Origin of the sequence: Staphylococcus coagulans, from assembly GCF_022557135.1 — a bacterium.
Lineage (GTDB): Bacteria > Bacillota > Bacilli > Staphylococcales > Staphylococcaceae > Staphylococcus > Staphylococcus coagulans.
Genome location: NZ_CP092966.1, coordinates 1,722,898 through 1,749,059, shown reverse-complemented (window position 1 = coordinate 1,749,059; position 26,162 = coordinate 1,722,898). Strand labels below are relative to the sequence as shown.

Genomic DNA, 26,162 nt, shown 5'->3' with positions numbered 1-26,162 from the left:
ATTGTTAGAAATCATGGCGCTTTTTACTGTAAGAAGAAAACCATGCGTTATGCGATAGAAAGGGTTTTGAAATAATAGAAGCTATAGCATGTAAAGAATATATTCATATGTTAATGAGTATAGCACCAAAACTAAGTGTCGATCAATTTGTGGATATTTAGAAGGTAAGAGTAGTTAATGATATTGGATAGACACGCCCATTTAACCTCCAAACATTGAAAAGGAAAATTAAAAACTTAATATTAGAAAATGCTGAAAAATATATAATTATCAAAAACAACTTGAGAAAGAAAATGAATAAATAAACCCCGCCTACAATAGGTGGGGGTGAAATAACAGGGACTCGGCTCCTTAATGGGTCCCTAAAAATCTTTTTTATATAATGAGTTACTAATAGATAAATAAAAAGAACCCCGTCGTTACGGGATTCTTAATTTTAAAAAGTACTTAAATTTCAGTAAATAGCGTCCTGGGAGGGATTCGAACCCCCGACCGATGGCTTAGAAGGCCATTGCTCTATCCAGCTGAGCTACCAGGACATTTTTAACACAAGATTAATTATAACGAACAATTTGTGATAAATCAATATTGTCTTCAAATCTTTTATATACAATTAACACGATATACAAAATATTACAATATAAATTTGTCGGTATATATTAGAATCTTAAACTGGAACAACATGAGGCGATTATAAACAATAAATTTTGATTTCTCATAGTAATCTTAATATGCAATCCATTTTTAAATTAAAGAGACAGTTGCTGACTAAAATATGCGTTAGTTTTAAAAGATAGCACAATCTTTGTCAGTAACTGTCAAATTCGAAAGAAGTATCACAAGTATAAGTGGCTTTTTGCGTAATGGAATGTTTCTCTAGTTCTATGCTGCAAGAGTCCTAATAATGTGAGTACACCTACTTTACCCACAATCATTGTTATTATAATAAGCAACTTAGCGACTGAGCCATATTCCGTCGAAATACCTGTAGACAAACCGACTGTACCAAATGCAGAAATGACTTCAAAGGCAATCGCTTCAAATTGTAAGTTAGGTTGTGCGACTGAAAAGCAAAAGATAATCATAATCACGAACATCATAGCTGTTAACGTAATCGCAACTGCTTTTTGAATTTGTTTTTGATCAATAGATCGGCGGAATAAATGTGTGTGGCGGTGCCCATTCAATGATGTGATGACATATAAAATCACAAGTGCGAATGTCGTAACTTTAATCCCACCCGCTGCACTGATAGGTCCAGCACCGATAAACATTAAAATCATCGTCAACATTAATGTACCTGGCGCGAGATGTGAAAAATCGATGGTATTAAAGCCAGCTGTTCTGGTACTTACAGACTGAAAGAATGATGCTAGAAGTTGTTGTGAAAATGACATACCTTTAAAAGCGTGTGCGTATTCTAAGATAAAGTAACCTAATGTACCAACAACAATTAATATAAACGTGACAAAAAGTGTGACTTTTGTATGAAGCTGCAATCTTTTAAGTTGATGTGTTGTGACAATATCGAATAAAACGATATAGCCGATACCACCTAAAATAATTAACATAGCCACCATCAAATTAACGACGGGATCATGAGCGTAAGTAATTAAGTTATCACTAAAAAGTGAAAATCCTGCATTATTCAGTGCAGAGACAGAGGTAAATACGCTAATAAAAAGGCCATAAGACCAACCATATTCAGGCACAAATACAGTTGAAAGTACAAGTGCACCTATTGTTTCGAAACTGATTGTGAATATGAAAATAAATTTGGAAAAATCCGTGACATTTAATGATTCGTCAATATTTAACTCCAATTTGAAAAGCTGATTATTTCGATAACTAATCCGCTTTTGAGATATAATTAATGCCAATATTGAAACAGCAACAATCCCCATACCACCGATTTGGATAAGCAGCATGATGATTGTTTCTCCTAATACATTAAACTGTGATGTAATATCGACTGTTGATAAACCTGTAACCGTAAAAGCACTCGTTGCTACGTACATTGCGTCAATAAAAGAAATGGGCTTTTTACCCGTCCACGGTAAATAGAGAAGGATACTTCCTATGAGCGTGGTAGTTAAAAATAATGTGAGATATATTTGAATTGGTTGTTTTTTACTATACATCATTAAAGCCTCAGTTCTTTTTTGGATATAATAACATGTTATTTTGAAAAAACAAGTCTCTACTTTTTTGAACAACAAAATAAAGTAGGAAGTGGATACACTCGAGAAAAGTGTCTCTATCTTCCTACTTTATCATAAAAGATTAATACTGAGATAATAGAAAAAATATTATTTTGCAAATGTGTCAACTAGACCTTTAATTAATTTGACAATTCCTAAGATAATGCTTGCCCATGTCATTAGAATGACCTCCTTAGAATAAATTGTACTTTTATTATATAAGGAATGTCATTAAAAAAGTGGCATATTTCCTAATAAGTAAATTTTTATGCGTATGTGTCTAATATTGTTAAATTCAATGACAGTTAGGCATTATTCTATACAGATATGCATATAAATTAATTTATAAAGACAATTAAGTTGCGTAACTGTATATATTAAATTGTAAAAAGTACAGTTGCGCATGTTTTGTTGTCATTCAAGAAATAAATAACACAATTTAAAATAAATAGGCTATCGTAAAGACAACAAAGTTGTTGAATGCAACACTTTGTTACAAAAATCTATCTTAATTAAAGGAGTGTATTTTAATGTCAGATTTAATCAATGTAATTAAAGATACTATCCAAGCAGGTATTGATCAAGATTGGGTTACTATGGGGACAGGCATCGCAGATATTGTAGCAAAAGGTATTGACGTTATTTCTGGTTTCTTTGGATAAGATTTTCTTTCAATTAACAATCAAACATAGCTCATATTGTTCGATTCAACATAGAATATAATAGTGAGACAACAAGTGGTGAAAAGAACCTACTTGTTGTCTTTCTTTTTATTTAAAATTGTAAGTTGATTTTGGTAAACTTGAAAACAGATTAACTAAAAATGGAGTGGACAAATTGAGTTATAAAGTGATTTTATTCGATTTTGATGATACATTAGTTGATTTTGATGATGCGGAAGTTAAAGCATATGATCATTTGATGGCCGTCTATCAAGTTCCTAAAGCATTACATAATTACAAAGCATTTAAAAAGATTAATCAAGCACATTGGGAGGCATTCCAACGTGGAGAAATAACAAAACAAGAAGTGTTATGTCATCGTTTTATAGAAACGTTTTCAACTTATCAGATGGAAGTAGATGGATACGAAGCAGATGTAACTTTTCGTGACGGGTTAGCATTAGCGCCCATTAAATGGTTAGAAGGCATTGAAAAGGTATTAGATGATTTAAAAAGTAAGTATAAAATTGCTATTGTGACAAATGGTGTTACAGATACTCAAAAACGACGTATTGCCCAAACTGATCTGAAAACTTTTGTTGATTCCATTTTTATTTCAGATGAAATTGGGGCACAAAAACCGCGTGTAGAATTTTTTGATGCTGTATTTAACGTATTTGATCAATATGAAAAAAATGATTTCTTAATCGTTGGAGATTCTTTAACTTCAGATATCCAAGGTGGAATTAATGCAGGGATTGACACGTGCTGGTACAATCATCGTCAGTTACATAATAAAACAGCGATCAAACCCACATATACAATTCAACATATTCAGGATTTAATTCAGATTTTGAGATAAATGGTATATTGGTTCCACCGGTGAGGACGGGAACGTGTAATTGAGCCCAATTTTACTGATTTACAATTTGATAGTGGATACATAGCTAAAAAGGTAGAGATGTGCGATGTTCAGAGTGGGTATTCAACTGAAATCAAGTAAAAAGGCGAGAGTGTGATATTTGCATCTTATTTACAAAAGGCTTTAAACATATAAGGAGCAATAGCTGACTGAGCGTTGTACCGTTCCCTACGGCCAATGGAGGCTGTGTCATTGAATTTATAACTTATTAAAATAAGGAGGCAGGACGTAGAAGTCTGCCTCCTTAATCAATTGTGATACAGTTTGGAATTGTCCTGAAACAGGTTACAAAAAATCACTGCATATGACTTTTAATCATTTATAAAAAGGGATGGATATCGTATTCAATCATAAAGACAAGCCTAGCACGGGTGAAGGTGTATGAATATGATGATGTCCCATCCCTTAAATAATTTATACTCTAATTTTACATGAATTATGCATGAATTATGATTTAGTTTGAGGATCCCAAACTAAAATATCATGGCCATCATCATTTTTGGCATTTAAATCTTTAAAACCATTTTTGACAAAGAAATCCTTTGATTCAAATCTCGCAATTGCTTTAATTGGTAATTCAAATGATTTTGCATAATCAATTAATGCAGAACCATAACCTTTATCTTGATATTTTTTTAAAACTTCCAGCTTCCAAACGACGAGATAATCTTCATAATCAGGGAAATATGTTTCTTCAACTTCACCTTTTCGATATAAAGCCATCCTTGCGCCTATTTTTTCACCCACATAAATGCCGTAAAACGGTGATTCTGAGCTTGCATCAATCATTTCCCCATGTAGTTCATTCACCATATACAAATCTTTGTTACCAAAATTCTGACGAAAGTCCTCAAAAAGTTCCTCAGTTTTATAGTTAATATCGAGGTGTTCAACTTTAGTCATGTGATACCCCCCCTTTGTTTATATTAATTTAATTATAACTTATTTATTTTAATTTTTGAAGCAAGCCGTAAGATTGTCAGATGTTGATTGAAGCTTTATACTGTTATGGAATACTGTTTAAGGAGAAATGAGCATGGATTGTTTAAGTATTTCAGTTAATGAGAGGGATCAATTTATACAGCGCATCATGAAGCAAGATAACGATGTGTTGAAATTTTATGATTATGATCCAACTGAAGGGGAGAGTTTTGAGCGGCGATTGCAAGTGCCTAATAATGGAAGAGAAAAGGCAATTGCTAAAGTAATTCGCGATTATATGTCTGATTTGGTTTTATCTGATACACAAGCACGTACAATAGAAGCACTTGAAGCGGGTGCGAAAGTGGTGATTGGTGGCCAACAGGCGGGATTATTTACAGGCCCTTTATATACTTTCCATAAAATCATTTCCATTGTAGTTAAAGCAAATGAACTCGAAAATATGTATGGAGAAGCTGTTGTTCCAGTGTTTTGGATTGCCGGTGAAGATCATGATTTTGATGAAGTAAATCACACTTATGTCATGCAAGAACGTACGGGTCACATACAGAAAGTAAAATATCATACAATGACACCACCAGAATCGAATATATCCAGATATGTACCTGACAAAGATGCTTTGAAAGACACATTACGTGCTTATTTTGAAGTTTTGCCTGAAACAAAGCATTCCAAATCACTTTATCAAAACCTCTTGCAGTGGATTGATGAAGCGACAAATTGGACAATGTTATTTAAAAAGATAATTCATGCGTGTTTTAAGTCTACGGGCTTGCTTTTAATCGATGCACAATTTGAGCCATTAAGAGAGTTAGAAAAACCACTTCTCCAATCAATCATTAAAAATCATCAAAAGCTGGACGATGCTTTTAGATTACAACAAAAAGAAACTGTGGCAGATGGTTTATCACCGATGATTCAAACAGATACAAATGTGCATATGTTTATCCATTATGAAAATCAACGCCAAATGATAAAGTATGAAGATGGGGCGTTTCGTTTGAGTAAATCTGATGTGACATTTGATGAAGCGACATTATTAGCTGAAATAGATAAAAATCCAAGCATGTTTTCAAATAATGTTGTGACTCGTCCTTTGATGGAAGAATGGCTTTTCAACACGGTTGCATTTATTAGTGGACCGAGTGAAATTAAATATTGGGCTGAGCTGCAAAAAGTCTTTCATGAAATGGACATTGAAATGCCAATTGTATTACCGCGAATGCGCATGACTTACCTCTCACCAAAAGTTGAAAAATTATTGGAAACATATGACTTGGATTTAAGCGAGGTCATTGCTGAAGGTACAGCATCAGCGAAAGCACGCTTTATACGAGCTCAAGCTTCAGATGAAGTTTTAAACGAAATCGCACGTATGCGTGAACAGCAAATCGAATTTTATAAGAAATTAGATGCTATTGTTGGGGAATCAGAAGACAATCATAAGTTGCTAAAGAAAAACCATCAAATTCATACACATCAATATGATTATTTGAAAGCGCGTTATTTAAAAAACATTGAGCGGGAAAATGAAATTAGCATGCGCCATTTTCATATTTTGTCACAAACACTCCATCCAATGGGGGGCTTACAAGAACGTGTTTGGAATCCTCTCCAATTATTGAATCAATTTGGGATAGATATGTTCACATCCTCCACCTTCCCTCCACTTCACTACACATTTGAGCAAATCATTATAAAAACATGATAATATCAAGCTTTTGATAGTGGTTCGATTGAGTCGAACCACTGTTTTTTTATGTCGAATTTGATAAATTTTGGAGATTTTTACAGAATTAGTGGAGGATAGTGGGGAGATGTGGTAAATTATATTTAAGGTGAGGTGAGATAAAATGTTCATGGGCGAATATGAAAATAAATTGGACGCTAAAGGCCGTATGATAGTTCCATCTAAATTTCGTTATGACTTAAATGAACGTTTTATTATCACTAGAGGCCTTGATAAGTGTTTATTCGGTTACACACTTGAAGAATGGCAAACCATTGAAGAAAAAATGAAAGCCTTACCTATGACAAAACGAGACGCACGTAAGTTTATGCGTATGTTCTTCTCTGGTGCGATTGAAGTGGAAATTGATAAACAAGGGAGAATTAATATCCCAGCAAAATTAAGAGAGTATGCAAATCTTGATAAAGAGTGTACGGTCATCGGTGTTTCAAATCGTATTGAAATATGGGACCGAGATACTTGGAATGCTTTCTATGATGAGTCTGAAGAAAGTTTTGAAGAAATTGCAGAAGACTTAATCGATTTTGATTTTTAAATTGGAGGGTTCGCGGTGTTTCACCACATTAGCGTGTTATTAAAAGAAACAGTAGATCAATTGAATATTAAAGAAAATGGCATCTATGTTGATTGCACGTTAGGTGGCGCAGGGCACTCGCAATATCTCTTGAGCCAGTTGTCTGATGAAGGTCGTTTAATTGCGATTGATCAAGATATCACGGCAATTCAACATGCAGAAGAAAAATTACAGCAAGACATTCACAAAGTGACTTTTGTACATAATAATTTTAGAAATTTAGCACAAATTTTAGCGAATTTGAATATTGAAAAAGTAGATGGGATTCTTTATGATCTCGGCGTTTCAAGCCCTCAACTCGATATACCTGAACGTGGATTTAGCTACCAACATAATGCAAAACTTGATATGAGAATGGATCAATCTCAATCTCTTTCCGCCTACGAAGTTGTCAACACGTGGCCGTACGAAGCGTTAGTGAAAATCTTTTTTCGTTATGGGGAAGAAAAATTTTCAAAGCAAATCGCAAGAAAAATTGAAAGTAAACGTGAAGAAAGACCGATTGAAACAACTTTTGACCTTGTTGATTGCATTAAAGAAGGCATTCCTGCAAAAGCAAGGCGAAAAGGGGGACACCCAGCGAAACGTGTTTTTCAAGCGATTCGTATTGCAGTAAATGATGAACTGTCAGCATTTGAAGACTCGTTAGAACAAGCAATTGAGCATGTTAAAGTAAACGGACGCATTTCAGTCATTACATTCCATTCATTAGAAGATCGATTATGTAAACAAATATTTCAAGAATATGAAAAAGGGCCAGAAGTACCGCGGGGGCTTCCGGTAATCCCAGACGCCTATACGCCAAAGCTCAAACGAGTCAATAGAAAACCTATAGTAGCAAGTGATGTAGATTTAGAGGATAACAATCGAGCGAGAAGTGCCAAACTTCGAGTGGCAGAAATTTTAAAATAGAGAGGCGAGAAGAGATATGGCTGTAGAAAGAATTTATGATGCTTATCAACCACAAGTTGAAGAACAACCTAAATTAAGACCGCAAAAAAAGCAAGCGACACATAAACAAACAGTTACAAAGAAAGTTACCGTTAAATTAACACGCTTTGAAAAAATGTTATACATAGCACTTATTACAATTATTGCCGCTATTAGTATCTATATGCTATCTTTAAAAATGGATGCTTACGATACAAGAGGCAAAATTGCAGATTTAGATCAAAAAATTGAAAAACAATCCAGTCAAAATAGCGCATTAAAGTCAGAAACTATGAAAAATGCTTCGTATCAACGCATATATGAAAAAGCCGAAAAACAAGGTATGAGTTTAAAGAACGACAATATAAAGGTAGTGCGTAAAGATGGCGAAACGAAAAATTAAGATTAAAAAAAATAAGCTAGGAGCAGTCCTCCTGATGAGTTTTTTCGGGCTGCTCTTTTTTCTATTGATTTTAAGATATAGTTTTATTATGTTAACCGGCCATTCGTCTGGCGAAGATCTAATTGTACGCGCCAATGAAAAATATTTAGCACATTTAGATCAAGATGCCGAACGAGGAAAGATTTATGACCGAAATAACAAAGTGCTTGCAGAAGATGTCGATAGATTTAGATTAGCGGCTGTTTTGGATAAAAGGGCGAGTAAAGACTCTAAAAAACCAAGACATGTAGTTGATAAGAAAAAAACAGCAAAAGTCCTGGCTAAAGTCATTGATATGCCTGAAAAAGAAATTGAAAAACGACTTAATACTAAAAAAGCGTTCCAAGTTGAATTTGGACGAGCAGGGCAAAACTTAACTTATCATGACAAAGAAATCATTGAGAAAGCCAATTTGCCGGGTATTACGTTATATCCTGAAGTTCAACGATTTTATCCGAATGGTAACTTTGCTTCACATTTAGTAGGGATGGCCCAAAAGGATCCTGATACAGGTGAGTTAAAAGGTGCACTTGGTGTAGAGAAAATTTTTGATAGCTATTTATCAGGTAAAAAAGGTCATTCCTCTTTTACAAAAGATATCTGGGGTTATATTATTCCAAATTCAAAAAATGAAGTTGCACCTAAACGTGGTGATGATGTACATTTGACGATTGATTCAAATATTCAAGTGTTTGTCGAAGAAGCACTCGATGATATGGTCAAACATTATGCCCCAAAAGATGTGTTCGCAGTCGTTATGGATGCTAAAACAGGAGAAATTTTAGCCTATAGCCAACGACCTACTTTTAATCCAGATACAGGTGAAGATTTTGGAAAGAAATGGGCAAATGACTTATATCAAAATACGTATGAACCGGGTTCTACATTTAAAAGCTTTGGTTTAGCAGCAGCAATTCAAGAAGGAAAGTTCAAACCAAATGATAAATATGAATCAGGATACAGAGATATTGAAGGCTCACGTATTTATGACTGGAACAAAAAAGGGTGGGGCAAAATTAGTATGAGTTTAGGTTTTACATACTCATCTAACACCCTCATGATGACACTTCAAGATCTTGTGGGTGCTGACAAAATGCAATCTTGGTACGAAAAATTTGGTTTTGGAAAATCCACAGGTAGCCTATTTGATGGTGAACAAAAAGGAAATATTGCTTGGGAAAACAAGTTAATGCAAAAAACATCAGCGTTCGGTCAATCAACAACAGTGACGCCTGCGCAAATGTTGCAAGCTCAATCCGCATTTTTTAACAAAGGTGAAATGTTACGCCCTTATTTTATTCAATCCATTATGAACCCAGTTTCTAATCAAACATTCTTTGAAGGTAAACGTGAGGTAGCGGGTAAACCGATTACGCCTGAAACTGCGAAAAAAGTGGATAAACAATTGGATGAAGTCGTGAACAGTGAAGATAGTCACGCTAAAAACTATCGTATCGATGGCTATCGTATCGGCGGTAAAACAGGAACTGCCCAAGTTGCCGATCCGGACAATGGCGGTTATGTCAAAGGGCCTAACCCATACTTTGTAAGCTTTATGGGACACGCACCAAGCAACAATCCACGTGTCGTTGTTTATGCCGGTATGAGTCTCGCTCAAAAAAATGACCAAGAAGCATACGAAATGGGTGTCAGCAAAGCTTTTAATCCAATCATGAAACACACTTTACAATATTTAAACGTTGATAACAATGAAGTGAATGACAAATCAACAATCAATAAAGTGCCAGATGTTAAAAATAGTAATGTGCAACGTGCCGAAGACGAAATTAAAGGTAAAAAATTGAATCCAGTCGTTATCGGTAATGGGGACAAAGTGATTAACCAAAGTCCTTCTTCAAACGCAAAACTATTACCTAACAGTCATGTATTACTGATGACAGATGGTGATATGACAATGCCAGATATGACAGGTTGGACACGTGATGATATTGTTGCATTTGAGTCATTAACAGGTATTGAAGTCAAAGTTAAAGGTAGTGGATTTGTAAAATCACAATCTCAGTCTCCACAATCTGCAATTGATAAGAAAAGCAAAATTGAAGTTTCGCTTGAGTCTGAAAATACAGAATAGCTGAATGGAAGAACTATCATTCTTGAATAAGGCGCACATTGGAGTGAGGAGAGGACAAGGGCTTGAAATCCTTTCCTTCATCTCCGCCTTGTAAAATATGATTGTTTAGATTTAAGTTGAATGAAGGAAGAACAACATCTTTTAAACAAATGAAGGTAAAAAATGAATGAAAGATAGAGGAGAATAATATGGGAATTTTCAGCGCAATCATCGCATTTATCATTACTGCAGTTTTAGTTCCAATACTCATACCAACTTTAAAGAGGATGAAATTTGGACAAAGTATTCGTGAAGAAGGTCCTCAAAGTCATATGAAGAAAACAGGTACACCAACGATGGGTGGATTAACATTTTTAATTGGTGCAATTGTTACAACGATTATTGCAAGTGTATTTGTAGAACCAGCAAGTCCGTTGCTGTTACTGCTCTTTGTCACAATTGGTTTTGGCTTAATTGGCTTTATTGACGACTATATCATTGTAGTGAAGAAAAACAATCAAGGTTTAACAAGTAAACAGAAGTTTTTAGCACAAATCGCTATCGCAGTTATATTTTTTGTCGTGGCAAAAGTGTTTAATGCATTTGACTTCTCAACTAATCTGAATTTACCTTTCACGGATATCAGTATTCCTTTATCGTATGCCTATGTTATATTTATCATTTTTTGGCAAGTTGGTTTTTCTAATGCAGTAAATCTAACTGACGGCTTAGACGGATTAGCCACAGGTCTTTCTATTATTGGATTTACAATTTACGCAATTATGAGTTTCGTATTAGAGCAACCTTCAATTGGTGTATTTTGTATGATTATGGTTGCGGCGCTTGCAGGCTTTTTGCCTTATAATATTAATCCTGCAAAAGTGTTTATGGGAGATACAGGTAGCTTGGCATTAGGCGGTATTTTCGCGACGATTTCAATTATGTTGAATCAAGAATTGTCACTCTTATTAGTTGGGTTTGTTTTTGTCATTGAAACTTTATCAGTAATGATACAAGTGACATCTTTTAAATTAACAGGTAAACGTATATTTAAAATGAGTCCACTTCATCATCACTTTGAACTTGTTGGTTGGAGCGAATGGAAAGTCGTTACTGTATTTTGGTCAGTAGGTTTAATTACAGGCTTAATTGGCTTGTGGATTGGAGTGAGTTAATTGATTAACTATACAGGGCTAAAGGGTAAAAAAGTACTCGTTATTGGGTTAGCAAAAAGTGGCTACGAAGCTGCTAAGTTATTACATCGTCTTGGTGCAGAGGTCACGGTTAATGATGGGAATGACGTTTCGCAAGACGCGCATGCTAGAGATTTAGAAGATATCGGGATTAATATCGTGAGTGGTTCGCATCCACTGGCCTTATTAGATGAAGCCCCAATTATTTTTAAAAACCCGGGAATACCGTATACAGTCCCAATTATCCAAGAAGCACAGAAACAAGGATTGAAAGTCTTAACAGAAGTTGAATTAAGTTATTTAATTTCTGAAGCGCCGATTATTGGGATTACAGGAACAAACGGAAAAACGACGGTCACTTCGTTGATTGGTGACATGTTTAGTAAAAGTAGAGAAAATGGCAGACTAGCAGGAAATATTGGCTATGTTGCTTCAAAAGTCGCTCAAGAAGTACGTGCAGATGAATATCTCGTTACAGAGCTGTCCTCATTTCAATTGTTAGGTATTGAGCATTACCGCCCGCATATCGCGATTATTACAAATATCTACTCAGCACATCTTGATTTCCATGAAAATCTTGAAAATTATCAAAATGCTAAAAAGCGTATTTTTCAGAACCAAACAGAAAGTGACTATTTGATTTTCAATTATCATCAACGCCATTTGATTGATGTCTCAAAAGTTAAAGCAAAAATTTTATATTTTTCTACACAACATGAAGTTGAAGGTATTTATGTAAAAGATCAATATATTGTCTATAATGGCGTTCGTATTATTCATTTGGATGACATCGTATTGCCAGGCGAACATAACCTTGAAAATATTTTAGCGGCTGTTATGGCTGCGATATTAGCAGGTGTGTCAGTAAGCGCGATTATTCAGTCATTAACTACTTTTTCAGGCATCGAACACCGCTTGCAGTATATCGGTAATAATAAAACGAATAAATATTACAATGACTCTAAAGCAACGAATACGTTAGCGACTCAATTTGCTTTAAATTCATTTAAGCAACCTATTATTTGGTTGTGTGGTGGTTTAGACCGAGGCAATGATTTTGATGATTTAATTCCTTATATGTCGAATGTTAGAGTTATGGTAACCTTTGGTGAAACGCAAGAAAAGTTTGTTAAACTAGGAGAGAGTCAAGGCAAATACGTAATCCGAGCAGTAGATGTTTCAGATGCTGTCGCTAAAGTACAAGATATTATTGAGCCAAACGATGTTGTATTATTATCACCAGCATGTGCAAGTTGGGATCAATATGATACCTTTGAACAGCGCGGTGAGAACTTTATTAAAGCGTTTCGTGAACATTTGCCATCACATTAAAGGATGTGACATTGTATGACGGAAAATAAGGTACCAAGAATTGATAATGAATATTTAAAAGAAAAACGTAAGAAGCAATTGGTAAAACGCCGGCGTAGGCAACGGTATATCGTTATTGTTTTACTCATTGTAGTCATACTGATTCTCTTATATATGTTTACACCGATAAGTAAAATTAAAGATGCTGAAATACATGGAAACCATTATATTTCTGATCAAGAAATCACAAAAGCACTAAAAATTAATAAGCACCCAAGAATTTATGCTTATGCTGCGAGTGACGCGGAACAAAGAATTGAAAAAGAAGATTTAGTCGATACCGTTTCTATTCATAAAGGTTTGTTTAATCATCTCACAGTTGACGTTAAAGAACATGAAATTATTGGTGTAACATCTGAGAAATCTAAAACGGTGCCTATTATTGAAAGTGGCAAAGTGTTAAAAGATTTTAAAGGAGAAATACCGAATGAAGCCCCATACTTGGAAGGATTCAAAGGCGATGATAAAAAAGATATCATCACAGCGCTTCACAAAATGGATCGCACAACACGGGGACAAATTTCAGAAATTGTAAGTACACCGCAAAAAAATCAACCGGATTTGATTAAACTTTATATGAGAGATGGCATTGAAGTGGTAGGTAAGATTAAAACTATAGCCGATAAACTCAAGTATTATCCAAGCATGTCTCAAGCACTAGAAAAAGATGAATCGGGTCATTTGAAAAAATCTGGATTCATAGATTTATCAGTGGGTGCTACATTTATACCTTATGAAAATGTTAAAAATGAAAAAGGCAGTTCGGCAAGTGCGAAAGAAGTTCAAAGTGGCACAGCAATTGAAGATGAAGCAAAAGACGATTTGCAAAAAGCGTTAAATAAAATTAAAGATGATAAAGACGACAAAGATAACAGTGATAGCGAAGAAACAAAAGACAACCCAAAAGATTCCTAAGCAAGATTAAAAAAGCGATGATTTGAATTGAAATCGTAGCATTAGCTTTTTTCAATTCAATCATTTGTTGTCGTCATTGACTCAAAAAATGAGAATAAACTTGTAGTCATTTGTGTTGTTTGATAAAAGGATTTGGATGAATTTAATTCAAAGTATGCTTGCGAATTCATATTCTTAAAAAATGAAGTGCAATATTTGAATTATATTTTTTAAATCTCCTACTAAAGTCTTATGAAAAAGTTGAAAATCCAATGTGTTTATAGTTCACATTGATAGTTTGTTATTGTACACTTATAATAGTGTAATTATGTAAAGAAATGTCAGGAGGTGCCTATCTATGGAAGAGCATTATTATGTTAGTGTAGATATCGGCTCATCAAGCGTGAAAGCGATTGTTGGTGAAAAATTTCATAACGGAATTAATGTGATAGGTACAGGGCAGACCTATACGAGTGGAATTAAAAATGGTTTGATTGATGATTTTGATATTGCAAAACAAGCGATTAAAGACACAATTAAGAAAGCATCAATAGCATCAAGTGTTGATATTAAAGAAGTTTTTTTAAAGTTACCCATTGTAAGTACAGAGGTTTTTGATGAAACAAACAAAATTGAGTTTCACAAAGATACAGAAATTAATGGGACACATATTGAAGAAGTACTCGACGGTATTCGTGAGAAAAATGCCGAACCTGGAACGGATGTCATTAATACGTTCCCAATTCGATTTATTGTTGATGATGACAATGAAGTTTCTGATCCGAAAGAACTTGTCGCACGTCATTCACTTCAAGTGGATGCTGGTGTCATCGCGATCAATAAATCCATTTTAATTAATACGATTAAATGTGTTGAATCTTGTGGCGTAGATGTTTTAGATGTCTATTCAGATTCACTCAACTATCGTTCGGTTTTAACACCTACTGAACGCGAACTTGGTGCTTGTGTCATCGATATCGGTGAAGATCTTACACAAATTGCATTTTATGAACGCGGTGAATTAGTTGATGCAGATGTCGTCTTTAAGGCGGGACGTCGCATTACAGAAGACATCGCAAAATTTTTAAACACTACATATGAAACAGCTGAGAAGATTAAGCAACAATATGGACATGCATTTTATGACTCAGCTTCAGATCAAGATGTATTCAGTGTTGAACAGCTTGATTCTGATGAACCTGCACAATTCACTCAAAAAGAATTAAGTGATGCGATTGAAGCACGTGTAGAAGAAATATTCTTTGATGTTTTTGATATTTTAGCAGAATTAGGATTAAACAAAGTAAACGGTGGTTTTGTCGTAACCGGTGGCTCTGCTAACTTACTAGGTGTAAAAGAATTACTACAGGATATGGTCAGCGAAAAAGTGCGTATTCATACACCGTCACAAATGGGAGTAAGAAAACCAGAATTTTCTTCAGCAATTTCGACAATTTCTAGTAGTATTGCTTTCGATGAGTTATTAGATTATGTTACAATAAGTAATCATGATAATGAAGAAATTGAAGAAGAGATTATTGAAAGCGATTCAAAACGACAAGAACCTAAAGTAGGTGGATTTGAATCATTTTTCAAGAAAAAATCGAAAAAACAACCACAAGAAACTTCAAAATCAGAACATGTTGAAGAAGATACTTCGGTAGAGGTATTTGAAGACGATGTAGACCGAAATGAACAAGCGCAACCAAAACAAGAAGAGAGCAAGTTTAAAAAGATAATGAAATCACTGTTTGATTGATTGGCTACAAAGATTAGGAGGAAATTTAAATGTTAGAATTTGAACAAGGATTTAATCATTTAGCGACACTTAAAGTCATCGGTGTCGGCGGTGGCGGTAACAACGCTGTGAATCGAATGATTGACCACGGTATGAACAACGTTGAATTTATTGCGATTAACACGGATGGACAAGCTTTAAACTTATCTAAAGCAGAATCTAAAATCCAAATTGGTGAAAAACTTACACGTGGCTTAGGTGCAGGTGCTAACCCTGAAATCGGTAAAAAAGCTGCCGAAGAGTCAAGAGAGCAAATTGAAGATGCCATTCAAGGTGCAGATATGGTGTTTGTTACTGCCGGTATGGGTGGCGGTACTGGAACAGGTGCTGCGCCAGTTGTAGCCAAAATCGCTAAAGAAATGGGTGCATTAACAGTCGGTGTTGTAACGCGTCCATTTGGCTTTGAAGGCCGTAAACGTCAAACACAAGCAGCCGCTGGTGTTGAAGCAATGAAAGCAGCAGTTGATACATTAATCGTTATTCCGAACGATCGTTTATTAGATATCGTTGATAAGTCTACACCAATGATGGAAGCATTCAAAGAAGCAGATAACGTATTACGTCAAGGTGTTCAAGGTATTTCTGACTTAATCGCTGTATCTGGTGAAGTTAACCTTGACTTTGCAGACGTTAAAACTATTATGTCTAACCAAGGTTCAGCATTGATGGGTATCGGTGTGTCATCAGGTGAAAACAGAGCAGTAGAAGCTGCTAAAAAAGCGATTTCTTCTCCATTACTTGAGACTTCAATTGTGGGTGCGCAAGGTGTGTTAATGAATATCACTGGTGGCGAATCATTATCACTATTTGAAGCACAAGAAGCTGCTGATATTGTTCAAGATGCAGCAGATGAAGATGTTAACATGATCTTCGGTACGGTGATTAACCCTGAGCTACAAGATGAAATTGTAGTAACAGTGATTGCGACTGGTTTTGAAGATAAACCATCATCTCATGCACGTAAACAAGGTCATTCTGGTTTTGGCGCAAGTGCATCACAAACTGCACCAAAAGAATCAAGTTTCGGTAGCCACAATGCACCAGCAACTTCTCAAGAAAAAGAAGTTGAAAGCGGACGTAGTCATACAACAGCGGACGATGATATTCCAAGTTTTATTCGTAACAGAGAAGAAAGACGTTCAAGAAGAACACGTCGTTAATTGTGTATACGTTGATATATGAAATACACTTAAATGTGTAGTGAACTGCTAGGACAATTGTCATTTCTTCATTGTCCTAGCTTTTTTAATGGCATCTTAATTTAAAGCGCTTTACATTTATTCATAAAGGAGTGATTTTTATGGATTTATTCGTTGAAAAACCGCATCATCTCAGTTATCAGCCTAGTTTAGGACATGGTGTTCATATTGGTATAACAACACGACAAGGTGGTTTAAGTGCTTATCCTTCTGATGCCTTTAACATGGCAAGATATGTTGAAGACAAAGCTGAAAACATTACAAAGCATCAAGAAATGCTGGGTCAAGAAATAGGTTTTTCCCCTGAAAACTGGGTTTTTCCAATTCAAACGCATGAAGCTAAAGTATTAGAAGTATCAAAAGAGGATCGAGGTAAAAATATAGAAGCATTATCGAATGATGTATTATTCGGTGTGGATGGGTTATATACGTATGATACAGATACGGTTTTAACTATGTGCTTTGCAGACTGTGTACCGATTTATTTTTACAGTCCAAAACATCATTATATTGCGCTAGCACACGCTGGATGGCGTGGGACAGTAGCAACGATTGTGCACCGTGTACTAGATCAGTTTCCTTTTGATTATAAAGATATTTATGTGGTGATTGGGCCTGCGACATCGAATAGTTATGAGATTAACGATGATATATTGAAAAAATTTCAAAACTTGCCTATCCCAATTGAGGCATATGTTGAGACGAGAGATACAGACAGACACGGCATCGACTTGAAATATGCCAATCAATTGTTATGTGAGTATTATGGCGTTCCTAAAGCAAATATATATCTTACCGATTATTCGACATCCAAAGACTTAGAACGCTTCTTTTCGTATCGTGTAGAAAAAGGTAATACGGGAAGAATGTTAGCATTTATTGGTCAATCATCGAATGAAAGAGGGAATGAATAAATGTCAGTAAAATCGAATTTAGAGGAAATTCAACAAGAGATACGAGAACACGCACATCAGAGAGACGACGAAACATTACCAAACGTGATTGCAGTGACGAAATATGTTACAATAGAGCGAGCTATAGAAGCATATGAAGCTGGTCTTCGGCACTTTGGTGAAAATCGTATTGAAGGCTTTTTGGAAAAGAAAGCAGCATTACCTGATGATGTAAAAATGCATTTTATCGGTTCATTACAATCACGTAAAGTGAAAGATGTCATCGATGAAATAGACTATTTACATGCATTAGATCGTCAAAGTTTAGCTAAAGAGATTAGCAAACGTGCACATCATAAAATTAAATGCTTTGTCCAAGTGAATGTCTCAGGCGAAACATCGAAACATGGTATATCACTTGATGACGTCATTCCATTTATTGAAATGTTAAAAGACTATCGTTATATTCATGTTGTCGGATTAATGACAATGGCACCTTATACTGACGATACAGCATACTTAAAATCAATTTTCGAAAAACTTAAAATTAAACGCGATGAAGTCCAAGCAATGAATCTAACACATGCGCCATGTACCGAATTATCAATGGGTATGAGCAATGATTTCCATATTGCTACGGAAGCAGGTGCGACATTTGTGAGAATTGGAACGCGTCTAGTAGGAAAAGAGGAGTGAATCCATTGGCTATTAAAGATCTGTTTAACGGTTTTTTCTCAATCGAAGAAGATGATGATGAATTCATTGAAGAAGAAGAGCGTCGTCAAGAACGTGAGCAGCAATCACATAATGCACAGCAACCGGCAAAACAGCAAAGTGAGAGACCTCGTGCAATTCAATCTGTGCCTAATAAACGACAAACTACGCGTATGAAGTCTTCTCAAAATGATAAGCAATACCAAGTTGCACAAAAACAAGAGCAAGGGAATGTGGTGAGTATGAATCAAGCCCAAGAGAATTATCAAAGTGGTAATTCAAAAATGTGTTTATTTGAACCACGCGTATTTTCAGATACACAGGATATTGCAGACGAGTTGAAAAACCGTCGTGCAACACTTGTTAATCTTCAACGCATTGACCCAGTATCAGCAAAACGTATCATAGACTTTTTAAGTGGTACAGTTTATGCTATCGGAGGAGATATACAACGTGTGGGTGCGGATATTTTTCTATGTACACCTGACAATGTCGAAGTTGCGGGTAGTATTACAGATCATATCGAATCCATGGGAAATCATTATGAATAAGGGAGAATTCTATGAGTATACAGTTAATCACGACAATCTTTAATTTTCTTTTATTTTTGGTCGAAGCTTATACATTTGGTATGATTATTTATATTTTCATGTCTTGGCTTCCAGGCGCACGTGAAAGTGTCGTAGGTCGCTTTATGGCTAAAATATATGAGCCTTTTTTAGAACCATTTAGAAGAATAATACCGCCACTCGGTTTTATCGATATATCACCGATTGTCGCATTTATCGTACTGAATTTATTTCAACGTGGACTTCGATCCATTTTTAATTTAATCATTAATCATTTTTATTAGTATGAGTATACCGACAAGGTCGTATGTCTCATGAATGAAAAATGTACTGTGTTTCAAATTACTGAGATTGTCGATAATCTTATTTGTTTCGACATGTGTTAGAAGTGTGTTGTATGAATCACATATCACTAATTCAATAATTTGTTTAGGCGTTTCTCAATGGCGGATTGAGAAACGTTTTTGACATTTTAAGAAGAAATGAAGAGCGTAATTTTCTCATAATGAGATAATCAAGGTACTTTAGATTATCATTAGCCATTTACCATTAATCAGTATTACGCTATCGGTTATATAAGCTTAACTTAATCGATACATCAAAAAAGGTGTTGAACAGAAATCTAGCTGATTTCGTAGTTCAACGTCTTTTTTAGTTTGTGCGTTTAATCATGAATTGATGGATGTGAACGACACTTTTGCTATCAATCATTAAAGAACTTGAAGTTAATGAATTGAATGAGAAGCTTCTTCTTTATTAAAATGCGAAATTAATGATAAAATTAATAGGAAATATTTTATTCGTGACTTATTTAATTGAAGCGCGATGAAAATGGATGTATTAATATGAAAAGGAGTTCCATCTTTGGATATTTATCAACATTTTAGACCTGAGGAACATGAACAAATCGATTATTTATTAGATAAAGTAAGGCAGGCTGAAACACAGTATGCGCCTGTGTTAACACACTTTTTAGATCCACGTGGTCAATATATGTTGCAAGTGATTGTAGGTAGTTTTAGTGATTTGCATGTGACTTTTAATGGTGGACATCAAGCTGAAAGGTGCCGTGCTGTAATTGCGCCGACTTATTTTGAACCCACTTTGGATGATTTTGAAATCAGTTTAATTGAAATCCACTATCCTTCAAAATTTGTGACGATTCAACATCAACATGTTTTAGGAACATTAATGTCATTAGGGATTGAACGTGAACAAGTGGGCGATATTATTGTTGCGGATCGAATACAATTCGTTTTGACAAAACAACTGGAATCGTATATCATGTTAGAATTAACACGTATTAAAGGGGCTACGATTAAACTTAATGTTATCCCGTTTGAAGATATGGTACAATCAGAAGCGTATTGGGAGACACATGAAGCAACAGTCAGTGCAACACGCCTTGATGTCGTTTTAAAAGAAATGATCAGAAAGTCACGTACCATAGCGAAAACTTATATTCAACGTAAGCGTGTCAAAGTCAACCACACATTGATTGAGGCAGCTGATTTTCAGCTTCAAGCTGGGGATTTATTATCAATACAAGGATATGGACGCGCTAAAGTGGTTGAAATAGGGAGTCGTACTAAAAAAGATAAACTAAGAATCACCTATCAAACTTTATTTAAATAGTGTATGATGGAGGAGGGCAATTTATGGCTTTTACACCAAGCGAGATTAAAAATAAATCGTTTACGCGTATTAAAAATGGCTTTGAACCTGAAGAAGTTGAACAATATTTAGAACGGTTGAGTCAAGAACTTGAGCGTTTAAGAGAAGATAAAAAGCAATTAGAAAATGTGTTAAAAGAACGCGACTCACATATTCAATCTTTTAAAGATGTTGAAAAATCAGTCGGAGAAGCAATTGTGAGTGCCCAAAGAGCGGCAGATGAAACCAAAGCAGCTGCACAAAAAGAGCATGATGCGATGATTCAAAAAGCACAAGCAGAGGCAAATCGAATTGTAAACGATGGTTTAGAAAAAGCACGTCGTTTATCTTTCCAAACTGAAGATATGAAGCGACAATCGAAAATTTTCCGTTCTCGCTTTAGAATGCTTGTTGAAGCGCAGCTAGATTTATTAAAAAATGATGATTGGGACTATCTCCTTAATTATGATTTAGATGCGCAACAAGTAACTGAGGAAAACTTCCAACATTTAAACCAACAAGATATCACAGCACAAGAGCAACAGGCTGCTCAAAATAACAATGAGAAGCCACAATCAGATGAAAACGAAACAACACAATCTAAAGATGAAACAGACAAGTAAGAAAAGATAAGCATGGATACAGCGAATTAGGGAGAGTGAGAGCCTAATAGATGTCCTTTTCTTATATCACTGTTTTGTTGAATATTAATAAATTTTTGAGAGAACTCTAAGCTGAGTTAATCAGGGTGGTACCGCGGTCAGTCCGTCCCTGTTATTGAGCTTAGAGTTCTTTTTCAGTTAAAGGAGTGTAATGTCAAATGGACTACAAAGATACTTTATTAATGCCAAAAACAGATTTTCCTATGCGTGGGGGTCTTCCTAATAAAGAACCTCAACTTCAACAAAAATGGAAAGAGCAAGATTTGTATCATAAAATTCTTAAGAAAAATGAAGGGAATCCATCATACATTTTGCATGATGGTCCACCGTATGCAAACGGAAGCGTTCATATGGGGCACGCTTTAAATAAAATTTTGAAAGACTTCATTACGCGTTATAAATCGATGCAAGGTTTCTATACACCGTATGTTCCAGGTTGGGATACACATGGTTTACCAATCGAACAAGCATTAACTAAAAAAGGCGTAAAACGTAAAGAAATGTCAATTTCAGAATTTCGTGATCGTTGCCAAGCTTTCGCTATGGAACAAATTGAAATTCAGAAAAAAGACTTTGAGCGTTTAGGTATTAATGGCGATTTCCAAAATCCTTATATTACATTGAAACCTGAATTTGAAGCAGCTCAAATTCGTTTATTCGGTGAAATGGCAGATAAAGGTCTAATTTATAAAGGGAAAAAACCGGTTTATTGGTCACCTTCTAGTGAATCATCATTAGCAGAAGCAGAGATTGAATATCATGATAAACGTTCTGCATCCATCTACGTTGCTTTTGATGTTAAAGACGGAAAAGGTGTTGTTGATGAAGACGCTAAATTTATTATTTGGACAACAACGCCTTGGACATTACCATCTAATGTTGCGATTACTGTTCATCCTGAATTAACTTATGTCCAAATGAATGTAAATGGGACGAAGTATATTATTGCAGAAGCACTTGTTGATAGTGTTGTGGAGCAATTAGGTTGGGATAAAGAGACAATTGTACGTGAGCAAGATTTTAAAGGCTCAGAGCTTGAGTATGTTGAGGCACAACATCCTTTCATTGACCGTATTTCCTTAGTCATCAACGGTGAACATGTCACTACAGATGCGGGTACAGGATGTGTTCATACTGCACCTGGACATGGTGAAGATGACTATATCGTTGGTCAAAAATATGGTTTAGATGTGATTAGTCCTGTCGATGCTAAAGGTGTGTTCACAGCAGAAGCAGGTCAGTTTGAAGGTATGTTTTATGATAAAGCTAACAAAGCTATTACAGAATTGTTAACTGAAAAAGGTGCTTTATTGAAACTCGAATTTATTACACATAGTTACCCTCACGATTGGCGTACGAAAAAACCAGTTATTTTCCGTGCAACACCGCAATGGTTTGCATCAATTTCGAAAGTACGTCAAGATATTTTAGATGCGATTGATAATACGCAATTCAAAGTTGAATGGGGTAAAACACGTATTTATAACATGATTCGTGACCGTGGTGAGTGGGTCATTTCGCGTCAACGTGTTTGGGGTGTGCCTTTACCAGTTTTTTATGCTGAAAATGGCGACATCATTATGACAAAAGAAACGGTGTACCACGTTGCGGATTTATTTGAAAAACACGGTTCAAATATCTGGTTTGAAAAAGATGCGAAAGACTTATTACCTGAAGGATTTACTCATCCTGGCAGTCCAAATGGTGTGTTTACTAAAGAAGAAGATATTATGGATGTGTGGTTTGACTCAGGTTCTTCTCATAGAGGCGTACTTGAAACACGTCCTGAGCTTAGTTTTCCAGCTGACTTATACTTAGAAGGTAGTGACCAATATCGCGGTTGGTTTAACTCATCAATTACAACAGCTGTCGCAACGCGTGGTGTGGCACCTTACAAAATGTTACTTTCTCATGGTTTCGTGATGGATGGAGAAGGTAAAAAGATGAGTAAATCATTAGGAAATGTGACTGCCCCAGATACAGTTGTAAAACAAAAAGGTGCAGATATCGCACGTCTTTGGGTAAGTTCGGTTGACTATCTTGCAGATGTTCGTATTTCTGATGAGATTCTTAAGCAAGTGGCGGATGTTTACCGTAAAATCAGAAACACATTACGTTTCTTATTAGGTAATGTGAATGATTTTAATCCTACAACAGATCGCATTGCAGAAGCCGATTTATTGGAAGTGGATCGTTATGTTTTACATCGCTTAAGAGAATTTACAGCGAGTACTTTAGATCATTATGAGCACTTTGATTACCTTGATATTTATCAAGAAGTTCAAAACTTTATTAATGTTGAACTTAGTAACTTCTACTTAGATTATGGTAAAGACATTTTATATATTGAAAAACGTGACGCACACAAACGTCGTAGTATGCAAACTGTACTTTTCGAGATTTTAGTTAATATGACAAAATTACTAGCACCGATTATTCCACATACAGCAGATGAAGTTTGGTCACATATTGAACATGTTGAAGAAGAAAGTGTACATTTAACGAATATGCCTGAAAAAGAAGCTGTAGATCAAGCCTTGCTTGATAAATGGGGCCAATTTATGGCACTGCGTGATGACGTTAACCGTGCATTAGAAGCAGCGAGAAATGAAAAAACAATTGGTAAATCTTTAGAAGCAAAAGTAAAAATTGGTAATAGCCCTTCATTTGATACAGTTGAATTTTTAGAAGGCTTTGAAGATTTACATCAACTCTTTATCGTTTCTCAAGTCGAAGTTGTGGATGCACCTCAAGGTGAAGTTTATCAACATGGAACAATCGAAATCGTTCATGCAGAAGGTCAAAAATGTGAACGTTGTTGGAATTATAGTAAATCTTTAGGTACAGTTGCTGGCTTATCTGGATTATGTCCACGATGCCAAGCGGTTGTGAAGACACTATAAGTTAACGTTGGCTTTAAGACAGGAGTCATTTGGCAGTAATTCGATGCATTCTGTTAACTAAAGTCGCCTTATTTGAAAATCAAATATAGCTCACACTATTAACCTTCTAATAACACAAAAATGTTATTGGGAGGTTAATTTATGAAAAAGTAAGCTTCATCTATTTGAATCTATTTTTTCATTATTGTTTTAATTATTCCTTTCGTTTTGAAACAAAGTGGTTATTCAACTTTCACTAATGACGTGTACTTTATTAAGTAAATAGAGAGTATCGTTTACCGTACTTTTTTATATCGTGTTATAATGTAACGGTGATTAAAAGAAAGGAAAAATAATATGAAACGACAATATTATCTCGGGCTTTCAATATTTATAGTGGTTTTGATTTTGATTGCCGATCAAGTAACTAAATTTGTGATTCGGACACAAATGGCAGTAGGTGAATCATTTAATGTGATTCCTCACTTTTTATCTATCACATCACATCGAAATAATGGCGCAGCTTGGGGCATATTAAGTGGTAAAATCACATTCTTTTACATTATTACAGTCATCATTCTCATTGCTTTAGTTGTATTTTTTATTAAAGAAGCTAAAAATCAAATGATGATGCAAATTGCGATAAGCTTACTTTTTGCGGGTGCATTAGGTAATTTTATTGATCGTGTCCGTACAGGAGAAGTTGTAGACTTTGTAGATACGGTCATATTTGGATATGATTTCCCAATTTTTAATATTGCTGATGCAAGTTTAACGATAGGTGTTATTTTGCTTGTGATTATATTACTTAAAGATCAGAACCAAAAAGGTGAGGTGTAACAATGGAAAAATATGAATTTACAATTGATAACGAAGCCCACCATTTACAACGTATAGACAAAATTTTGCCGGAATTTAACTCAGAGTGGTCTCGCAGTCAAATACAAGATTGGATTAAAGAAGGCTTAGTTCAAGTGAATGGGAAAACCATTAAATCCAATTATAAACTTAAAACAGGAGATCACATAGAAGTAACGGAAAAAGAAGTGGTAGAGGCAGATATACAACCGGAAAATTTAAACTTAGATATTTATTATGAAGATGAAGATGTCGCAATCGTCTATAAACCTAAAGGGATGGTCGTTCATCCATCAGCAGGACACTACTCAGGGACGCTTGTAAATGGTTTGATGTATCAAATTAAAAACTTATCAGGCATTAATGGTGAAATTCGACCTGGGATTGTGCATCGTATCGACAAAGACACGTCGGGTTTATTAATGGTTGCTAAAAATGACGTGGCACATCGAAGTCTTGTTGAACAATTAATGGCTAAAACGGTTACGCGTAAATATACAGCGCTTGTCCATGGTCATATTCCACATGAATTTGGCACGATAGATGCGCCCATAGGACGAAATAAAAACGATAGACAGGCGATGGCAGTTGAAGATGACGGAAAAGAGGCTGTTACGCATTTTAATGTAATAGAAAATTTTAAAAACTACACATTAGTCGAATGTCAATTAGAAACAGGACGTACACACCAAATTCGTGTTCATATGAAATATATCGGTTATCCGCTTGTAGGGGATCCTAAATATGGTCCTAAGAAAACGTTAGACATCGGAGGTCAAGCGTTACATGCAGGTGTGATTGGATTTAATCATCCGCGTACAGGAGCGTATATTGAACGTGTAGCACCGTTACCCGAAACGTTTGAACAATTATTAGCACAATTAAGAAAAGAAGAGAAATAAGCTTAATTGCAGAGCGAATAATAATGATAATGGATGTGATTGACATCAAAAGGTCTAATAGTGAATTTTTCTATCACGCA

24 protein-coding genes, 1 tRNA gene and 1 pseudogene are annotated in these 26,162 nt (G+C 35.3%); 22 read left to right on the top strand and 4 right to left on the bottom strand.

Annotation, left to right across the window (positions count from 1 at the left end):
• Nucleotides 1-56: 56 nt before the first annotated feature.
• Nucleotides 57-161, top strand: a pseudogene (locus tag KM149_RS12030) (IS200/IS605 family transposase); the annotation flags it as partial.
• 304 nt (nt 162-465) lie between these two features.
• Here the strand turns inward: KM149_RS12030 and KM149_RS08325 are convergent.
• The 3 genes from KM149_RS08325 to KM149_RS12025 all read right to left on the bottom strand — a co-directional run bounded on the left by KM149_RS08325 (nt 466) and on the right by KM149_RS12025 (nt 2,381).
• A tRNA-Arg gene (locus KM149_RS08325) sits at nt 466-539 on the bottom strand.
• A gap of 297 nt (nt 540-836) precedes the next feature.
• Nucleotides 837-2,141, bottom strand: coding sequence for a TrkH family potassium uptake protein (locus KM149_RS08320; RefSeq protein ID WP_182281018.1), 1,305 nt, complete (start codon nt 2,139-2,141; stop codon nt 837-839).
• 168 nt (nt 2,142-2,309) lie between these two features.
• The gene (locus KM149_RS12025; protein ID WP_106904272.1) at nt 2,310-2,381 is read right to left on the bottom strand and encodes an alpha-1/alpha-2 family phenol-soluble modulin; all 72 of its coding nucleotides are present in this window, start codon (nt 2,379-2,381) and stop codon (nt 2,310-2,312) included.
• Between the two features lie 350 nt (nt 2,382-2,731).
• Between KM149_RS12025 and KM149_RS08315 the strand changes: the two genes are divergently transcribed.
• Together KM149_RS08315 and KM149_RS08310 are read left to right on the top strand one after the other, a co-directional pair.
• Nucleotides 2,732-2,863: a beta-class phenol-soluble modulin gene (locus tag KM149_RS08315; protein ID WP_060830066.1), complete on the top strand. Its 132-nt coding sequence runs from the start codon at nt 2,732-2,734 to the stop codon at nt 2,861-2,863.
• 175 nt (nt 2,864-3,038) lie between these two features.
• Nucleotides 3,039-3,725, top strand: coding sequence for a YjjG family noncanonical pyrimidine nucleotidase (locus KM149_RS08310; protein WP_165546151.1), 687 nt, complete (start codon nt 3,039-3,041; stop codon nt 3,723-3,725).
• A gap of 507 nt (nt 3,726-4,232) precedes the next feature.
• Here the strand turns inward: KM149_RS08310 and KM149_RS08305 are convergent.
• A complete protein-coding gene (locus tag KM149_RS08305; RefSeq protein ID WP_050331310.1) occupies nt 4,233-4,688 on the bottom strand; it encodes an N-acetyltransferase in 456 nt (151 codons plus the stop codon).
• Between the two features lie 133 nt (nt 4,689-4,821).
• Here KM149_RS08305 and bshC point away from each other — a divergent pair, with 133 nt between their 5' ends.
• The 19 genes from bshC (at nt 4,822) to KM149_RS08210 (ending at nt 26,082) form a co-directional block, all read left to right on the top strand.
• Nucleotides 4,822-6,435 (top strand): bacillithiol biosynthesis cysteine-adding enzyme BshC, encoded by a 1,614-nt coding sequence (bshC, locus tag KM149_RS08300; protein ID WP_241415290.1) that lies wholly within the window; start codon nt 4,822-4,824, stop codon nt 6,433-6,435.
• Between the two features lie 145 nt (nt 6,436-6,580).
• Nucleotides 6,581-7,012, top strand: coding sequence for a division/cell wall cluster transcriptional repressor MraZ (gene mraZ, locus KM149_RS08295; RefSeq protein WP_050331308.1), 432 nt, complete (start codon nt 6,581-6,583; stop codon nt 7,010-7,012).
• A 15-nt stretch (nt 7,013-7,027) separates the two neighbouring features.
• On the top strand, nt 7,028-7,963 hold the full coding sequence (gene rsmH / locus KM149_RS08290) for a 16S rRNA (cytosine(1402)-N(4))-methyltransferase RsmH (RefSeq protein WP_241415289.1): 936 nt from the start codon (nt 7,028-7,030) through the stop codon (nt 7,961-7,963).
• Between the two features lie 16 nt (nt 7,964-7,979).
• Nucleotides 7,980-8,384, top strand: coding sequence for a cell division protein FtsL (ftsL, locus tag KM149_RS08285; protein WP_050331306.1), 405 nt, complete (start codon nt 7,980-7,982; stop codon nt 8,382-8,384).
• Complete coding sequence (locus KM149_RS08280) at nt 8,365-10,515, top strand: penicillin-binding protein (protein WP_182281016.1); 2,151 nt, start codon at nt 8,365-8,367, stop codon at nt 10,513-10,515. Before ftsL ends, KM149_RS08280 begins: the two co-directional genes overlap by 20 nt.
• 188 nt (nt 10,516-10,703) lie before the next feature.
• Nucleotides 10,704-11,669, top strand: a complete 966-nt coding sequence (mraY, locus tag KM149_RS08275) for a phospho-N-acetylmuramoyl-pentapeptide-transferase (protein WP_016424824.1) — start codon at nt 10,704-10,706, stop codon at nt 11,667-11,669.
• On the top strand, nt 11,670-13,019 hold the full coding sequence (gene murD, locus KM149_RS08270) for a UDP-N-acetylmuramoyl-L-alanine--D-glutamate ligase (protein WP_165546157.1): 1,350 nt from the start codon (nt 11,670-11,672) through the stop codon (nt 13,017-13,019).
• 15 nt (nt 13,020-13,034) lie between these two features.
• Entirely contained in the window at nt 13,035-13,973 is a 939-nt protein-coding gene (locus tag KM149_RS08265) for a cell division protein FtsQ/DivIB (RefSeq protein WP_050331300.1), read from the top strand.
• Nucleotides 13,974-14,310: 337 nt separating this feature from the next.
• Complete coding sequence (gene ftsA, locus KM149_RS08260) at nt 14,311-15,711, top strand: cell division protein FtsA (RefSeq protein WP_050331299.1); 1,401 nt, start codon at nt 14,311-14,313, stop codon at nt 15,709-15,711.
• A gap of 29 nt (nt 15,712-15,740) precedes the next feature.
• A complete protein-coding gene (gene ftsZ, locus KM149_RS08255; RefSeq protein ID WP_050331297.1) occupies nt 15,741-16,910 on the top strand; it encodes a cell division protein FtsZ in 1,170 nt (389 codons plus the stop codon).
• Between the two features lie 140 nt (nt 16,911-17,050).
• Nucleotides 17,051-17,863 (top strand): peptidoglycan editing factor PgeF, encoded by an 813-nt coding sequence (gene pgeF / locus KM149_RS08250; protein WP_165546159.1) that lies wholly within the window; start codon nt 17,051-17,053, stop codon nt 17,861-17,863.
• Nucleotides 17,864-18,538 (top strand): YggS family pyridoxal phosphate-dependent enzyme, encoded by a 675-nt coding sequence (locus KM149_RS08245; protein WP_241415288.1) that lies wholly within the window; start codon nt 17,864-17,866, stop codon nt 18,536-18,538. It begins immediately after the preceding gene.
• 5 nt (nt 18,539-18,543) lie between these two features.
• Nucleotides 18,544-19,107 (top strand): cell division protein SepF, encoded by a 564-nt coding sequence (locus tag KM149_RS08240; protein WP_050331291.1) that lies wholly within the window; start codon nt 18,544-18,546, stop codon nt 19,105-19,107.
• 11 nt (nt 19,108-19,118) lie between these two features.
• Nucleotides 19,119-19,409 carry a YggT family protein gene (locus KM149_RS08235; RefSeq protein WP_060830060.1) on the top strand — a complete coding sequence of 97 codons (291 nt, stop codon included), beginning with the start codon at nt 19,119-19,121 and terminating at the stop codon, nt 19,407-19,409.
• 580 nt (nt 19,410-19,989) lie between these two features.
• A complete protein-coding gene (locus KM149_RS08230) occupies nt 19,990-20,760 on the top strand; it encodes a YlmH family RNA-binding protein (protein ID WP_165546160.1) in 771 nt (256 codons plus the stop codon).
• 23 nt (nt 20,761-20,783) lie between these two features.
• Nucleotides 20,784-21,401 carry a DivIVA domain-containing protein gene (locus KM149_RS08225; RefSeq protein ID WP_241415287.1) on the top strand — a complete coding sequence of 206 codons (618 nt, stop codon included), beginning with the start codon at nt 20,784-20,786 and terminating at the stop codon, nt 21,399-21,401.
• A gap of 197 nt (nt 21,402-21,598) precedes the next feature.
• Nucleotides 21,599-24,343: an isoleucine--tRNA ligase gene (gene ileS / locus KM149_RS08220; protein WP_241415286.1), complete on the top strand. Its 2,745-nt coding sequence runs from the start codon at nt 21,599-21,601 to the stop codon at nt 24,341-24,343.
• Between the two features lie 336 nt (nt 24,344-24,679).
• On the top strand, nt 24,680-25,162 hold the full coding sequence (gene lspA / locus KM149_RS08215; protein ID WP_165546161.1) for a signal peptidase II: 483 nt from the start codon (nt 24,680-24,682) through the stop codon (nt 25,160-25,162).
• A 2-nt stretch (nt 25,163-25,164) separates the two neighbouring features.
• The gene (locus tag KM149_RS08210) at nt 25,165-26,082 is read left to right on the top strand and encodes an RluA family pseudouridine synthase (protein ID WP_215021594.1); all 918 of its coding nucleotides are present in this window, start codon (nt 25,165-25,167) and stop codon (nt 26,080-26,082) included.
• Nucleotides 26,083-26,162 lie beyond the last annotated feature (80 nt).